This window comes from Curtobacterium sp. PhB130, assembly GCF_003755165.1.
Classification (GTDB): Bacteria; Actinomycetota; Actinomycetes; order Actinomycetales; family Microbacteriaceae; genus Curtobacterium.
Window position 1 is genome coordinate 149,912 of the sequence record NZ_RKII01000009.1, and the last position, 14,181, is coordinate 164,092.

General features: G+C 71.3%; 18 protein-coding genes and 4 tRNA genes. 8 read left to right on the forward strand and 14 right to left on the reverse strand.

Annotated elements, in window-relative coordinates; genetic code table 11:
* Positions 1–22: 22 nt before the first annotated feature.
* The 6 genes from EDF24_RS14115 to EDF24_RS14140 are packed head-to-tail and all read right to left on the reverse strand — an operon-like array spanning position 23 to position 3,041.
* Positions 23–742, reverse strand: a complete 720-nt coding sequence (locus EDF24_RS14115) for a GAP family protein (RefSeq protein ID WP_123653381.1) — start codon at positions 740–742, stop codon at positions 23–25.
* Positions 743–760: 18 nt separating this feature from the next.
* Entirely contained in the window at positions 761–1,255 is a 495-nt protein-coding gene (locus EDF24_RS14120) for a DUF1269 domain-containing protein (RefSeq protein ID WP_123703680.1), read from the reverse strand.
* Between the two features lie 28 nt (positions 1,256–1,283).
* Complete coding sequence (locus EDF24_RS14125) at positions 1,284–1,784, reverse strand: DUF1269 domain-containing protein (protein ID WP_123653379.1); 501 nt, start codon at positions 1,782–1,784, stop codon at positions 1,284–1,286.
* Between the two features lie 51 nt (positions 1,785–1,835).
* Positions 1,836–2,171 carry an SHOCT domain-containing protein gene (locus EDF24_RS14130; RefSeq protein ID WP_123703682.1) on the reverse strand — a complete coding sequence of 112 codons (336 nt, stop codon included), beginning with the start codon at positions 2,169–2,171 and terminating at the stop codon, positions 1,836–1,838.
* Between the two features lie 8 nt (positions 2,172–2,179).
* A complete protein-coding gene (locus EDF24_RS14135; RefSeq protein ID WP_132049997.1) occupies positions 2,180–2,620 on the reverse strand; it encodes a DUF6325 family protein in 441 nt (146 codons plus the stop codon).
* 4 nt (positions 2,621–2,624) lie between these two features.
* Positions 2,625–3,041: an SHOCT domain-containing protein gene (locus tag EDF24_RS14140; protein ID WP_123703686.1), complete on the reverse strand. Its 417-nt coding sequence runs from the start codon at positions 3,039–3,041 to the stop codon at positions 2,625–2,627.
* A 146-nt stretch (positions 3,042–3,187) separates the two neighbouring features.
* Here EDF24_RS14140 and EDF24_RS14145 point away from each other — a divergent pair, with 146 nt between their 5' ends.
* Positions 3,188–4,561, forward strand: a complete 1,374-nt coding sequence (locus EDF24_RS14145) for a DUF1254 domain-containing protein (protein ID WP_123703688.1) — start codon at positions 3,188–3,190, stop codon at positions 4,559–4,561.
* A 9-nt stretch (positions 4,562–4,570) separates the two neighbouring features.
* Positions 4,571–5,242, forward strand: a complete 672-nt coding sequence (locus tag EDF24_RS14150) for a GAP family protein (RefSeq protein ID WP_123653374.1) — start codon at positions 4,571–4,573, stop codon at positions 5,240–5,242.
* A gap of 67 nt (positions 5,243–5,309) precedes the next feature.
* On the opposite strand, the gene EDF24_RS14155 is transcribed toward EDF24_RS14150, so the two are convergent.
* From EDF24_RS14155 to EDF24_RS14170, 4 genes are all read right to left on the reverse strand, one after another.
* Entirely contained in the window at positions 5,310–6,224 is a 915-nt protein-coding gene (locus EDF24_RS14155) for an HAD family phosphatase (RefSeq protein ID WP_123703690.1), read from the reverse strand.
* A 55-nt stretch (positions 6,225–6,279) separates the two neighbouring features.
* Positions 6,280–6,966, reverse strand: coding sequence for a hypothetical protein (locus EDF24_RS14160; protein WP_123653372.1), 687 nt, complete (start codon positions 6,964–6,966; stop codon positions 6,280–6,282).
* A gap of 62 nt (positions 6,967–7,028) precedes the next feature.
* Entirely contained in the window at positions 7,029–7,343 is a 315-nt protein-coding gene (locus EDF24_RS14165) for a hypothetical protein (protein ID WP_148070900.1), read from the reverse strand.
* A 26-nt stretch (positions 7,344–7,369) separates the two neighbouring features.
* On the reverse strand, positions 7,370–7,864 hold the full coding sequence (locus EDF24_RS14170) for a hypothetical protein (RefSeq protein ID WP_148070901.1): 495 nt from the start codon (positions 7,862–7,864) through the stop codon (positions 7,370–7,372).
* On the opposite strand from EDF24_RS14170, the gene EDF24_RS14175 reads away from it, so the two are divergent.
* Genes EDF24_RS14175 through EDF24_RS19260 form a run of 3 tightly spaced genes read left to right on the forward strand, consistent with a single transcriptional unit; the run spans position 7,824 to position 11,771 of the window.
* Positions 7,824–10,820, forward strand: coding sequence for a right-handed parallel beta-helix repeat-containing protein (locus tag EDF24_RS14175; protein ID WP_148070902.1), 2,997 nt, complete (start codon positions 7,824–7,826; stop codon positions 10,818–10,820). The genes EDF24_RS14170 and EDF24_RS14175 overlap by 41 nt on opposite strands.
* 27 nt (positions 10,821–10,847) lie before the next feature.
* On the forward strand, positions 10,848–11,597 hold the full coding sequence (locus tag EDF24_RS14180; RefSeq protein ID WP_123703698.1) for an ABC transporter permease: 750 nt from the start codon (positions 10,848–10,850) through the stop codon (positions 11,595–11,597).
* Positions 11,598–11,621: 24 nt separating this feature from the next.
* Positions 11,622–11,771: a hypothetical protein gene (locus tag EDF24_RS19260; protein ID WP_185021675.1), complete on the forward strand. Its 150-nt coding sequence runs from the start codon at positions 11,622–11,624 to the stop codon at positions 11,769–11,771.
* 16 nt (positions 11,772–11,787) lie between these two features.
* Here EDF24_RS19260 and EDF24_RS14185 read toward each other — a convergent pair whose 3' ends face one another.
* Positions 11,788–12,273, reverse strand: coding sequence for a DUF1269 domain-containing protein (locus EDF24_RS14185; protein ID WP_123703700.1), 486 nt, complete (start codon positions 12,271–12,273; stop codon positions 11,788–11,790).
* 146 nt (positions 12,274–12,419) lie between these two features.
* Between EDF24_RS14185 and EDF24_RS14190 the strand changes: the two genes are divergently transcribed.
* The gene (locus EDF24_RS14190) at positions 12,420–12,704 is read left to right on the forward strand and encodes a DUF6458 family protein (protein ID WP_243698394.1); all 285 of its coding nucleotides are present in this window, start codon (positions 12,420–12,422) and stop codon (positions 12,702–12,704) included.
* A 29-nt stretch (positions 12,705–12,733) separates the two neighbouring features.
* A complete protein-coding gene (locus tag EDF24_RS14195) occupies positions 12,734–13,360 on the forward strand; it encodes a hypothetical protein (RefSeq protein WP_123653366.1) in 627 nt (208 codons plus the stop codon).
* Between the two features lie 75 nt (positions 13,361–13,435).
* Here EDF24_RS14195 and EDF24_RS14200 read toward each other — a convergent pair.
* From EDF24_RS14200 to EDF24_RS14210, 3 genes are all read right to left on the reverse strand, one after another.
* Positions 13,436–13,510: transfer RNA gene (locus EDF24_RS14200), tRNA-Val, on the reverse strand.
* A 40-nt stretch (positions 13,511–13,550) separates the two neighbouring features.
* Positions 13,551–13,621: transfer RNA gene (locus EDF24_RS14205), tRNA-Cys, on the reverse strand.
* Between the two features lie 82 nt (positions 13,622–13,703).
* Positions 13,704–13,775 (reverse strand) — tRNA-Gly (locus tag EDF24_RS14210).
* Between the two features lie 325 nt (positions 13,776–14,100).
* On the opposite strand from EDF24_RS14210, the gene EDF24_RS14215 reads away from it, so the two are divergent.
* Positions 14,101–14,173, forward strand: a tRNA-Val gene (locus tag EDF24_RS14215).
* Positions 14,174–14,181: the final 8 nt, after the last annotated feature.

Genomic DNA, 14,181 nt, shown 5'->3' on the forward strand with positions numbered 1-14,181 from the left:
CTGCGTTCCTCTCGGGGCACTGTCAGGAGATCAGGGCAGAGACGGCCTTCTGCAGCTGCAGGGCACCGATGACGAGGATGAGCGCGGCGTTCAGCACGTTCGTGTGCCCCGCGATCCAGGTCCGCAGTCCTTCGAGCAGTGGTGCAGCCGCGTCGCCGCGGGCGAGGACGAAGCAGACCGGGACGACGATCGGGACGACCGCGACGACGACGAACCCGACGGCCACCGCGGCGCCAGCGCCGAAGGTGACCGGAGCGCCGGCGACGTCGATGCCGGCGATGATCGCGCACGACGCATCGACGGGGTTCACCGCGAAGATCCCGAAGCCGAGCGCCAGGGAACGTCCCGGCGAGAACTCGCTGACCTTCTGCAGCCACCCGGGCAACTGCGGGGTCGCGGCCGCCACCTGTTCGGGCGTGGACGCCTCCGACATCTTCTGCAGGTCCTTCCCGCCGCGACGGAAGACCCAGACGGCGGTGAGGATCAGGACGACCGCGATGACCAGGCGGACCACGCCCGCCCAGAGCGGAGCGTCGGTGCGGGGGTGGAAGTCGATCGCGGTGAAGACCGCCACGGCGACCCCGGTGACGACGACCGTCGCGAGCAGCCAGCCGGTGGCGAAGGCGATCCCGTTCGCCCGGTACCGCCGTGACAGCAGCTCGGCGACGAGCGCCATGATCGCGAGCGGGCTGAGCAGGATCCCGAGGGCCGGTGCGATGAGTCCGAGGATGAGCGCACCCATGGTCCGGCCCTCCCTGGCTCAGCGAGCGCCGGTCATGTCGTGCGCGAGCTCGTGCTCGTCCGTGGCGGAGAGCGAGGTCTGCACGATGGTCCCGTTGAAGCGCGACAGCGCCTCGCCGAACTTGTCCTCGGTGATCTTCGTCGCGTAGATCACGACTGCCGATCGTCCGTCTGCGACGGCGGACTTCACACGGTCGCGGAACTCCGCGTTCAGGCCGGTCTTGTCGAGGCCGGCGAACAGCGCGCCGAGCGCGCCGCCGATGACCAGTCCGAAGAACGGCACGAAGAACAGGAGCCCGAGGAGGGTGCCGAACAGGGCACCGCCGGCGGCTCCGGCGCCGACGTTGCCCGCCGGTCCCGGGGTCTCCACGTGCGTCTTGCCCTTGTCGTCGACGTGGACGAGCGCGAGGCCCGCGAGCTCGACGACGAGGTCGCTCTGGAGCTGTTGCACTTCCTCGTACGCGGCGACGGCGTTCTTGTCGTCCTCGAACGAGATCACGATGAGGTCTGCCATGGTCGTTTCCTTCGGTTGTTGGCGGTCATCACTTGGTGTAGCGGTTGACGCGCACCGGACCGGCGGCGTCGATGATGCGGTGTGCTTCGTCCACGGTCGCGGCGTCGCCGTGGACGACCACGAGGTAGCGGTCGGCCTTGAGGTCGTCCTCGTACTGCGGGATCTCCTCCTCGGGGACTGCCAGGCCGATGAGCGCGCCGAGTCCTGCGCCGATGCCGGCGCCGACGAGCGTGCTCGCGAGCCACCCGGCGGCGGCGACCCAGCCGATGCCGGGCAACCAGACGAACCCGAGGAGGAGCCACCCGGTCAACGCTCCCCAGAGGGCGCCCCAGCCGCCGAAGGTCCCTGCTTCGTTCCCGACCGGGATCCAACCGTGCACCTTCTTGTCGTCCTTCACGCCCTTCCCGACGATCGAGACGACGTCGTCGCCGTACCCGGCGTCCTTGAGGGCCTTCGCGGCGCCGAGCGCTTCGTCGCTCGACGCGAAGACGCCGACTGTCGAGTCGCTTGCGGTGGTCGTCGTTGCCATGGGATGTCCTCCTGTGGTGTCTGGTGTCTGGTGTCTGGTCTCGAGGGGTCGTCAGCCGCTGATCAGTCGCTGCTTCGCGGCGGCGAACTCGTCGTCGCTGAGCAACCCCTGCTGCTTGAGCTGGCCGAGTCGTTCCAGTTCGGTCATCAGGTCCGGCTCGGCGGGCGCCGGCGCGACCGGTGGGGCCGGTGGGGCCTGCGCGGGAGCCGGTGGCGCCATCGGCACGGTCTGCTCGGCGTCCCACGCGTCGGCCGAGGCGCGTTCGTCCGCGGCCCGCTGCTGGCGGTTCCGCATCGCGCCGCCGACCGCGGACGCGGTCCCCGCGACGACCGCGGTCCGGGCGGCGAGCCCGAGGAGTCCTGGTCTGCCGAATCGTCGGTACAACATGGGGTCTCCTAGCCGATGTGCGCCGCTGCGGCGAGCTCGTTGAGTGCTGGTGCCGGAACGCGTGTGCTCCACAGCAGGTGGCTCCCGCTGTCGGTGAACCGCTCGGCGAGGGCCTTCGCCCAGAGCTGTTCGATGACGACGATGGCCGCCGACGTGCCGGGCTCCAGCGATTCCGCGACCTCGTCGATGTCGTCGTTCGCGGCGAGCCCGCGGGCCTCGAGCTCGACCGGCCCCGAGGAGCCCGGGATCGCGACCGGTGTGACGTCGTCGATCTCACGGACCCGGACGGACCCGTCCTCCGCCTTCGTGATGAGGAGGAGGTCGAGCAGTCGCACGGTGTCCGATGCGATGAGGTCGGTCAGTGCACCGAGCACCGCGGTGTCCGGCAGGTCACCGCGGTACGCGGCGACGAAGACCTCGGCCGGTCCGTACGCGAAGGTGGTGGTCACGGTGTCACGCCGCCGCGTGTGCCGACGGACGCGCGGCACCGAGTGCGTGCGCCTTGATCGCGTCGAACTCGGCCGGCGTGATGGTGCCGGCGTCGAGCAGTGCCTGGGCCTTCGCGATCTCGTCCGACGGCGAGCTGCCGGCGACACGACGGATGTAGCCCTCTGCGGCTTCCTGGTTGCGCTGCGTCGCCGCGGCACTCCGTTCCGCCATGCCGCGACCACGCGCGATCAGGTAGACGAACACCGTGAGGAACGGTACGAAGACGAGGAAGAGGACCCAGACGGCCTTCCACCACCCGTTGAGCTCGCGGTCCCTGAAGAGGTCGGCGATGACGGAGAACAGCGCCATCAGCGCGGCGACGAACGTGAACGCGAGGAACGCGTACCAGACGATCGCCCAGAATGTGGTCCAGAAGTCCATGACGGATCCCTCCCTGAGTTGATGGGCCCAGGTCTATCCGGGACCGGACACCCGGAGGACCACCCCAAGCGGGTGATTCCAGGCGTGCCGGGCACTCACCCGGCCCGGGTGATGCGGCCCCGTACCGGCAGCGCGACAGTGGCGCCATGAGCGATCACGAGACGACGGTCAGCACACCGGACCTGCCGCCGATGGCAGCGATCCCCGGCCTCTTCGACGACCTCGACCACCAGCTTGCGTGCCTCACCTACCTCTGGGCGTTGCCGATCGTGTCGTACGCGCACTGGAGTGCGGTGCACCGAGACGTCTTCGGGGCATCGGACCACGATCTGGTGCGCTACGTCTCGTACCGCGACCGGCTCGGGATCATCACCGCGAACGCGACCACCCCGTACATCCTGAACTTCTTCGACCTGTCGGCGACCGGTCCGCTCGTGATCGAACTGCCACCCGGGCCGACCGCCGGCGGGATCTCCGACTTCTGGCAACGCGAGGTGGCTGTCCTCGGCGAGATGGGCCCGGACGCCGGTCACGGTGGCACGACCCTCGTCGTCGGACCCGGCCAGGGCGTCCCGCCACACGACGACTCCTGGAACGTCGTGCACTCGACCGGGGTCAACATCATGTTCGGGTTCCGCACCCTCGATCCCGACCCAGCCCGAGGCGCCGCGTTGGCCGGTGCGGTGCGCGTCCACCCGCTGTCCCAGCACGACGACCCGCCGGTCACGAGACTCGTCTCGCCCGCAGGACGTCCGTGGTCCGGAGACCAACCGCGCGGACTGGGGTACTGGGAGTCGCTGCACGCCGTCTACCAGTCCGAGGTGGTCGACGAACGCGACCGGTTCTTCCTCGCGATGATGCGGCAGCTGGGGATCTCACCGGGCGAGCCCTTCGCGCCCGACGACCGGCTCCGCGCCGTCCTCGAGCGCGCGACGTCCGACGGCGAACGGATGGCGCAGGCCAACACGTTCGCGAAGCGCTTCCCGGGCGCGCGGTACTGGCCGGATCGCCGGTGGGACACCGCCGTCGTCCTGTCGCGCTCCGACCAGCGCGGTCCCTGGTACGACGAACTGCTCGAGCGGGCGTCGTGGTTCTACGAGGCCGTCAGCTTCTCCTCGGCGATGAAGAGCACCACCCCGGGGAAGGGCCAGGCGTACCTGGGCGCCTACGTCGACGCCGAGGGAGCGTGGCTCGACGGCGGCGCCGCGTACACCCTGACCGTTCCGCCCGACGTCCCCGCGGCGCTCTTCTGGTCCGTCACCGTCTACGACGTGGCGAGCCGGTGCCTCATCGACAACGCCCAGCAGCGCGGGGACCGCGGCAGTCGTGACGCGGACCTCGTGGTCGAGTCCGACGGCTCGGTCGTCCTGCACTTCGGCCCCGAAGCGCCGGCCGGCCGGGAGTCCAACTGGGTGCAGACGATCCCCGGTCAGCACTGGTTCTCGTACCTGCGTCTGTACGGGCCCCTCGAGCCGTACTTCGAGCGCAGCTGGACCCCTGGCGACTTCACCAGGATCTGACGTCGGCCCATGCTCGCCGCGATCGGTCAGGTGCTGCCACTCGCGATCGCGGGTGCGCTGAGCTCCGTCCCGATCGCCGGCGTCCTGACACTCCTGCTCGGCGCGCGACGACTCGGCCCCGCGATCCTCTTCGCCCTCGGGTACGTGGCGACGGTCTTCGTGGCCACTCTCGTCGCGACCGCACTGTTCTCGACGGTCCTCGTGCCCGACCTCCACCTCGGCAAGGACCCGACCCTCGGCGTGTTCGAGCTGGTGCTCGGCGGCGGGGCCGTCCTGGCCGGCGCCGTGCTGTGCTCCCGCCCCGCGCGGACCGAGCCGAGCCGGATGAGCACCGTCCTGTCCGCGGCGCTCGGCACCGTGCGACCGGGCATCGCGTTCGCCGTCGGCGCGGTGCTCGCGGTCCGGCCGAAGGCCCTGCTGCTCGCTGCCGGTGTGGGGATCGTCCTCGCGCCGGCGGACGTCGCGCCGGGACCCGCCGTGGCGCTCCTCGCCGTGAGCGCGGTGCTCACCGCGGGAACGGTCATCGGGCCGATCGTCTTCGCCGTGGTGGGCGGCGACTCCGCCCGCGGACGGCTCGAGGAGATCCGAGCCTGGTCGGGCCGGAACTCGCGGGCGGTGACGCTCGTCGTCCTGTTCCTCGTCGGCGCGGTGCTCGTCGGCGACGGACTCGGGCGCTTCTGACGCCGGGGACCGCCCCACCGGGATCCGCACCGGCGAACTCCGCTCAGGACGGCGCTCAGGACGGCACTCAGGCCGGGAACACGGTGTCCCAGTCGTCGCGGACGCTCACGACCGTCACGTCGCGGTCGGCGGCCTCGGCGAGCATCGCCTCCGCGCCGCGGTCGTAGGGCTCGTCACCCCGGCCCGTCGTGTCGTCGTGGTGGACCAGCAGACGCAGTCCGGCGGCACCGGGCAGCGTGTACTCGAGCATCTCCCGGTCGCCGTCCGAGTTCCCCACCGCCACGGCCGGACGTCGACCGATGCGGCTCCAGATCCGGACCGGTTTCTCCGGACCGTCGTCGAAGAACGCGAGCGCGTCGACGTACCGCACTTCCCCGTCCACGTACTCGAGGCCCATCGCCGACCCGACCACGCGCTCCGCCGGGATGTCGTAGTTCACCTCGGTCATCGGCCGCATGAAGTCCCGCTCGCCGGCCGACACCACGTAACAGGCGAACCCGTGGCTCCGGAGCACCGCGATGAGTTCGACCATCGGCTGGTACACGGTCGCCGAGTACGGGGTGCGCAGCACCGGGTGCTCGGCGGTGGCGTAGAAGTCCGCGACCAGTTCGCCGTACCGGTCGACGCTCATGCCCGCGGTCACGTGCACGACCGCGCCGAGCAGCAGGCGCAGGTCGGTGTCGTCCCCGGCGGCGTGCGCATCCACGGCGTTCCCGATCCACCGCAGATCCCCGGCGAGGGCTGCTGCGTACGGCTGGGTCCCGGCGAGTTCCGGGTCGTCGCGCGCGGCGTCGGCCCACTGCGCGACGAGCCACTGCAGCTGTGTCGGGACCGGCTTCTCCGTCCACAGGGTTCCGTCGTTGTCGAACACCGCGATGCGGTCCGCCGGGTCGAGCGCGTCCGGCCCGCTCGTCGCCCGCGCGATGAAGTCCTCGATCGTCGTCCGTGCGGCGCCCGGGCGCCACGATGTCAGTTCCGTCATGGGGCGATGGTCCCCGACCGGCCTCCTGCGCGCCTCACCCGTTCCGGGTGCTCGTTCAGCGCATCCAGTCCTGCTGCGCGGTGTCCTCGCGGACGCCGGCGGCCACGGCCACGGCGCGTACCCGCTCGGTCAGTTCGTCGCCGCGCAGGTGCTTCGGGAACCCGATCACCGTCCGGTACAGCGGCAGGTCGATCGCCGTCCACTGCCCGTTGTCGACGACCACCCGGAGTGCGTCGACCTTTCCGAACGCGTACCGACCGGCCGCCGTGGTCTCCCCGTTGCCGACCGAACGGACCACGGCCCGCGGGATCCCGAGCAGCAGCCGCGGGGTGCTCCCGCCGGCGTACAGCCCGATGCCGTTGTGGTCCGCGACGAGCGTCGCCGACCCGCGCCGGGGCACGTCCCCGGTGAGGTCCGTGCCGAGCATCGCCGCGGTCCGGCGGATCTCCGTCGCGAGGTCCTTCTTCAGCAGCACGGGTGCCAGGTGCGCACCGGGGTGCAGCTGCGCCAGTGCGGCCTCGCGCCGACGCACGGTGGCGTTCTGGAACGCGAGGACGATCTCGAGGAGCGCGAAGATCCCGACCGCGTAGAGCGCGAGCGTCCCGGCCACCGCTCCGGTCGACATGCCGTCCTCGTGCTCGCGCCACGCCAGGAAGCCGAAGCGCAGCACGAGGTAGCCCCCGACCACGAGGATGCCGATGAGTCCGCCGCGTCGCCGACCCGGTGCGTTGTTGTTCCCCACACCGCGACCCTAGGCCCCCCGCACCCGGTGCGGGAGGCCCACGCCCCGACCTGCGAACCCCCTCAGCGCGCGACCGTGCTCACCCGGAGGTCGTCGAACGTGCTCGTGAACCCGGACCCGCCGAGCGAGATCAGCCCGATCCGCGGCGCGTCGCCGAGGTCGGCGGTCCACGTCCCGCCCTGGACGAAGTGCCGGCCGTCCGCGCTCGTCGACGCGGTGATCGGGTTCTGGTGCGGCGGAGCGGCGGCACCGCCACGTGGTGCGACGGACGTCGCGGTGACGGCGGACGTCGCCTGGGACAGGGCGGACGGGAGGCTCGGTGTGGCGACCGCGACCAGCGTCGCGACCGCGATCAGGACGGACAGTGCTCGGCGCACGGCGGCGCGCCGCGGCGCGGCGCGTTTCACCCGACACGGGCGATGGACAGCGGCGTCGCGGTGCGGAGAGAGTGCCCCATGGGGATCCGCACGAGGGCGCGCTCGTTCACGGCACTGGCTGCGGCCCTCGGGGTCGCTGTCGCGATGGGGATGACCGCCGCGGGGCCGTCGGCTGCTGCCGAGGAGATGCCGGTGGGCGCCGTCGCGCCACCGACACCGACACCGACACCGCTACCGACGGCGACTTCCTCGCCGTCGGCGACGCCAGCCGCTGCGCCGACGGCGACACCCTCTCCGGTGCCTTCGCCCGATCCGACGTCGACACCCACGTCGCCACCGACACCGACACCGACTCCGACGCCGCCGTCGGCCCCGACACCGACACGCTCATCGGCACCGGATCCGCCGCGCTCGGTTGCGGTCCAGGCGGCCGCCCCGCCGACGACGCAGGCGCTGGTCCCGAACGCGAACACGGTGCCGATGGCGTGGGTCGGGACCCCGGCGCAGCGGTCGGAGAGCACGCTGTCGACGCTGCAGGCAGCGCTGAACGCCGCGCCCGCAGGCGGCACGGTGTCGTTCGATCCGAACGACTACGCCTTCACCACCGCGCTCACCGTGCAGCGCCCCGTCACGCTCGCGTCCGCCGCGGACTCGACGCTGTTCGCTCGGTTCACGGTGAGCGCCGGCGGGCTGACCGCCGCGAGTACGGTCCGCTTCGGGGTGTCTGCGACGCCCGTGTTCTCCGTCACCGGGAGCGGTGTCGCCCTCGCGGACCTGCGGGTGAGCAACCCGAACCGCGTGCTCCGCCCGACCGGTGTGCAGCTCGGCGCCGGCGTGACGGGCGTGACGATCGCGGACTTCACCATGGACGGCGGCGGCCAGGCCTCGGCCTTCGGCGTCAACCTGACCACGGGGTCCGCGACCGTGACCGACCCCACCATCTCCGGCGTCGCCACCGGAGTCGGCGTGACGTCGACGTCGACCGCGTCCGGCATCGCCGTGCGCGGCGGGACGATCACGGCAGCGACCACCGGCATCGCGCTCGGAACGGCGACGGCCCCGGAGGTCGCCGGCACGACGGTCACCGGTCCCGGCGCACTCGGCACCGGCATCGACCTGCAGAACGCGAGCGCGTCCGTCGTCAGCGATGTGCGGGTCTCCTCGTTCGCACGCGGCATCGGGACGGCCAACACCAGCACCGCCGCCGGCCCGACCATCACCGACCCGACCATCAGTGCGGTGAGCCGGGAGGGCATCTCGCTCGGGAGCACCGGTCGCGCGGCGATCACGGGCGCCGACGTGACCGGGACCGCGGCCGCGGCGTCGACCGGCATCAACCTCTACCTCGCAACGGGGGTCACGATCACCCGGCCGACCATCGACTCGTTCGCGTACGGCGTGTTCACGAACGTCGGCGACACCGGGACGGGTCCGCGGATCGTCACGCCGACGATCAGGAACGTCACGACCGGCGTCACGCTCGGGTCGACGCAGGGTGCGAGGATCACCGACGCGACCATCACAGCGTCGGCTCCGGGCACCGGGATCAACACCCAGAACGCCGGCCGGGTCACCGTCAGCGATGCCGACGTCACCGGGATGCTCTACGGCGTGGGCACCACCTCGCAGATCGACGCCGACAGCGACCGGACCGGCATCACCATCGAGCGGTTGACCGTCGACGGCGCTCCGAACGCCTCCAACGCCGTCACCCTCCTCGGTGTGACGGACACCCGGATCACCGACGTCGTGGCCGAGATCGCCGGCGCCGGGGTGATCACCCACGAGTCCAGCGACGTGACGGTCAGCACCGTCGCCGTGACGGGGAAGCCGGGGCTCACGCCGACGAGTGGCGCGGCGATCCTCCGCGCCTACGGCTCCGAGCGCGTGAACGTCTCCCACGCGAGCATCGACGGCGGCTCCTACGGCGTGTTCTACTCGTCCACCGTCGGCTCGGACGTCACCGACGTCACCGTCGCGAACGTCTCCGAGTACGGCGTCTACGCGCGGAGCAGCGCCGACCTGGACATCGGCACCAGCGTCTTCCGTGACAACGGAGCCGTGGGGAACATCGTCGTCACCGTCCCCGCCGACGGCATCAGCCACGATGTCGTCATCCACGACAGCACGATGACCGACAACCGCGGTGGCGTGAACCTCTCGGCCGGGACGCGCGACGTCCGGTTCACGGACAACGTCGTGACTGGCCAGCCGGCGGTCATCACCGCCGCGCCGGCGCACGACGTCGTCATCAGCGGCAACACCGTGACGCAGACCAGCGCCGACGCGACGGCGGTCGTCGTGGTGCCGACGTACGAGGACGGTGCCGATCCCGGCTCGTACTCGTCCTCCGGGATCGAGGTCCACGACAACCGGTTCAGCGGGTCCGGCACCTGGATCCGTGTGGGGTCGCCGGCCGGCAGCGACAGCGCCGAGCGCCGGACGCTGCAGGACCCGGTCCTCGTCGTCGGCAACACCTTCCCCGCCGACTCCGTCGCGATCCGGACGTTCCCGAACGCCGTGGTCGGCGCGGACAGTGCCGACGTCGCCGCTTTCGGCGCCGCGGCACGGACGGTGGCACCGACGGACGTGACGGGCCCCGTGGCAGTGGATGCCCGCGACCACGGCGACCCGAACGACTGGGGGTCGCCGTGCCGGGCGACGGGGTACCTCGACGACGCGCTCTCGTACGACGGCGGCGGGGCCACGGTGTACGAACTGGCGGTGGCCCCGGTGCTGTACCCGGAGAACTGCATCGACCTCGCGCTGACCCAGAGCGCGATCACCCCGACCGACGTCCCGCTGCACGCCGGGGACACCGTGTCGTGGAGGCTCACCTCCCACGACGACGGCCCCGGTGCAGCACCGTCCGGGTGGACCGTGACGCAGCTGCTCCCGGACGGAGTGACGCTGGTGTCGATGACCGGCGACGGGTACCGCTTCGACGGGACGACGGCGACCGCCGAGGACCCGCTCGCCGCGGGTGAAGACGCGCCGCCCGTCACCGTCACCGTCCGTGTGACGGAGCACGCGCCGGCAGACCTCCGTGTGGTTGCCTACGTCGCTCCGGCACCGGTGCGCGACCTCGACGGCGACGGACACGATGACGAGGTCGTCGAACGCACCAGCCCGCTCGTCGTCCCCACCCTCGAGACGGACCCGGCGGCCTCCCCCACCGACAACGACGCGGGCGGCGCCTGGACCGTCGCGGGGACCACGCCGACACCCTCCGGCGGCAACGGCACGGGTGACGACGGTGGTTCCGACACCGGCAGCGGCGGAGCCGCCCCGTCCGCGACGACGATCGACCAGGGCGGCCCGGTCGGGCTGGTCGGCTCCGCGACGGCAGACCAGTTCGGCGGGCTCGCCTGGACCGGGGTGTCGCTGGCCGTGCCGTTCGCCGCCACCGTGGTCCTGCTCGTCCTCGGGATGATCGGCCTCCTCGCACGCCGCCGAGCCCGGAGCCACCAGCGCTGAGTGCCCCCGTCGTGGCAGGCTCGAGGGGTGATCGAGCCGAGCACCGTCGTGTGGACCCTCCTCGGCGTGCTCGTCCTCGTCGCCGTGGCGACCGCGGTGCTGCTCGTCACCCGCGCGCCCGCGCCGTGGGCACCAGCACTCGCCGTGCTCCGCGGCACACTCCAGCTCGCCGCGATCAGCCTCGTCCTGACGGGAGTGATCCGCGACCCGTTCTGGATCGTGGTGGCGCTCCTGGTGATGTTCGGCGTCGCGACGACCACGGCCGCTCGACGTCTCGGCACCCTGCGGACACGGTTCCTGCCCGTCGTCCTCGCGATGGCGGCCGGCATCGTCGTCGCGCTCGGCGTCGTGTTCGTCACCGGCGCCATCGCGTTCACCCCGCGCTACGTGCTCGCCGTGGGCGGGATCGTGATCGGCAACGCGATGACGACCGCGACGCTCTCCGGACGACGCTTCGTCGAACTCGCCGACGACCGGTGGGAGGAGGTCGAGGGGTGGCTCGCGCTCGGTGCCACACCGCGGCAGTCGACCGCCGACCTGGTCCGCCGCGCGGTGCACGCCGCGATGGTCCCGGCGACCGACCAGACCAGGACGACCGGGCTCGTCACGCTGCCGGGCGCGTTCGTCGGTGCGATCTTCGGCGGTGTCTCACCGCTCGAGGCCGGGCGCTTCCAGATCGTCGTGCTGGCGGCGATCATCGCGGCGGGGGCGATCGTCGCGACCGTCCTCACGGCGGAGCTCGCCCCGGTGCGCACCCGCCCGGTCCCCACGACCTGACACAGCGACGGCTATCGTCGGGGCATGGGGATCCTGAGGTGGGCTGGACGAACCGCACTGCTGTGCATCCAGGTGCTGGCGGGCGTGCTGGGCGCGCTCGGCGCGAACGGCACGACGAGCAACGGGCCTGCGCCGATGCAGCAGCGCCCGCCGCGCGACGATTACCGGCCCTGACGTCGCCGCGGGCCGATCAGTCCCGGTGCGAGCGATCGTGCGCGATCCCTCGCTCGTCTGCGTCTGACAGGGTCGTGCGCAGGACCGTGCCGCCGTGGCGCTCGACGGCGTCCATCACGTCGCCTCCGGGCCCGGCGTCTCCGTAGACGACCACCGCACTCGTGCCGGGATGCACCTCGTCCTGCACACGCCGACGGAACGCGGCGTCCACCCCGGTGCGGTCGAGCCCGGCGAACAGCGCGCCGACCGCTCCACCGATGACGAGTCCGATCACGGGGACGAAGAAGACCAGACCGATCAGCGCACCGAACACCGCGCTCGTGGCCGCCTGCGCACCCCGCACCGCCCCGCGACCCGGCGTCTCGACGTGCATCCGTCCCGACTCGTCGACGTGCACGAGCGCGATGCCTCCGAGGTCGAGTTGCTCCTGGGATCGCAGGTCCTCGTACGCGGCAGACGCCCGGGCGTCGTCGTGGAACGTGATGACGAGGAGATCGGTCATGGCGGCTCCGTTCTGCGTGCCGCCCGGTCTACCGCACCCTGCCGGCGACGACACCACCCGACCAGGGTGACGCTCGACACCGGACGAACTCACCCGGCCCGGGCGATGCGGGCGGTCGGCGGGTGCCGTTCCGTGGACTGACGCAGATGACCACGACGAGCACAGGAGCCAGCATGAGCATCGGTGGCGGGATCTTCCTCATGGTCGTCGGCGCGATCATGGCGTTCGCGCTGGACTTCCAGCTCGCGCGCGTCGACATCAACCTGATCGGCTACATCCTCCTCGTCGCCGGGTTCCTGGTGCTCGTCCTCGGGATCGTCAGCCGCGTCCGACGGCGCCGGGTGGAGTCGACGTACACGGTGACGGTCGACCCGGTGACCGGCGAACGCGTGACGCGTCGGATCACGGACGAGGGCGGGCGCGAGGACTGACCGGTCCGACGCGCAGAGAGGAGCGAACGGTGACCGAGTCCGTCAGCAAGCGCGATCGGTGGCGCGGGAGCCGCGAGCTCGTCACCGTCATCATCCTGTCGGTCACCGCTGTCCTGACCGCGTGGTGCGGCTTCCAGGCGTCGAAGTGGAGCGGCGAGATGTCGATCGCCTTCAGCCAGGCGTCGAGTGCGCGTGTCCAAGCGGCGGACGCGTCCTCCGAGGCTCGGGACGCCCGCCAGTGGGACCTCACGATCTGGGTGCAGTGGGTGCTCGCCGACGCCGATGGCGACACGACCCTGCGCAACTACGTCGAGGAACGCTTCACGCCGGAACTCCGCACCGCCTTCGACGCGTGGCAGGCGGACGGACGCGCTGACACCGGGCCGTTCGCGGAGAAGTCCTACGTCCCCGAGGGGAGCGCGCACGCTGCGGCGCTGAGCCACCGCGCGGACCAGCGGTTCGACGTCGCGCTGCAGATGAACCAGCGCGCGGACAACTACTCCATCCTCACGGTCCTCTTCGCCCTGGTGCTCTTCCTCACCGCGATGTCGCAACGCGAGCTCAACGATCGGCTCCGGGACGTGTTGCTGCTGACCGCGATCGCGGGGACCGTCGTCGGCGCGGTGCTGCTGATCACCTTCCCCGTCGACCTCTGACGGTGGCGACTGCTGCTGAACTGCAGCGGGAACGAGAAAACCCCCGACCGGACCGGAGTCCTGTCGGGGGTTTCGTGGTGGGCGATACTGGGATCGAACCAGTGACCTCTTCCGTGTCAGGGAAGCGCGCTACCGCTGCGCCAATCGCCCAGAGAGTCGCTGCGTTGACCGAGGTCACTGCAGGAACTTGAGGTGGGGACGGGATTCGAACCCGCGTGGACGGCTTTGCAGGCCGCTGCCTAGCCTCTCGGCCACCCCACCATCGAGGTTCACGTCTCCGTGAGTACCCGAACGGTGGGATACCCTCTGGTGAGAAGCCGGTTCCCGAGGGAACCAGCACTCGAGCGGATGACGAGATTCGAACTCGCGACCCTCACCTTGGCAAGGTGATGCGCTACCACTGCGCCACATCCGCATGTCGTGACCCGCTCTCGCGGCGACTCGTAAACTGTATCCGACTCCGAGCGGTTTCTCCAAAATCCTCCCCGTCCACCGGGCGTGTCCCCCGAGTTCATGCGGATCCGGCGGCTCGCGGGCGGCTCGCCGGCGGCTCGCGGTGCCCAGTGTGCGAGGTTCCGGACAGGGTGCGAGGCACGCGGGGCCCCACGGTGTACGGAAGCTCGCACACTGCGGAACCGCAGGCGCAGCAGCACGCCGGGCAGCACGACGCGCGCGGGAGCGACACGCGGTTCGGCACCACCGCCGACATCCGCTACTATCGATCCGCACGCAAGTGCAGGGGGCGATTGGCGCAGTTGGTAGCGCGCTTCGTTCACACCGAAGAGGTCATCAGTTCGAGTCTGGTATCGCCCACGTGCCCA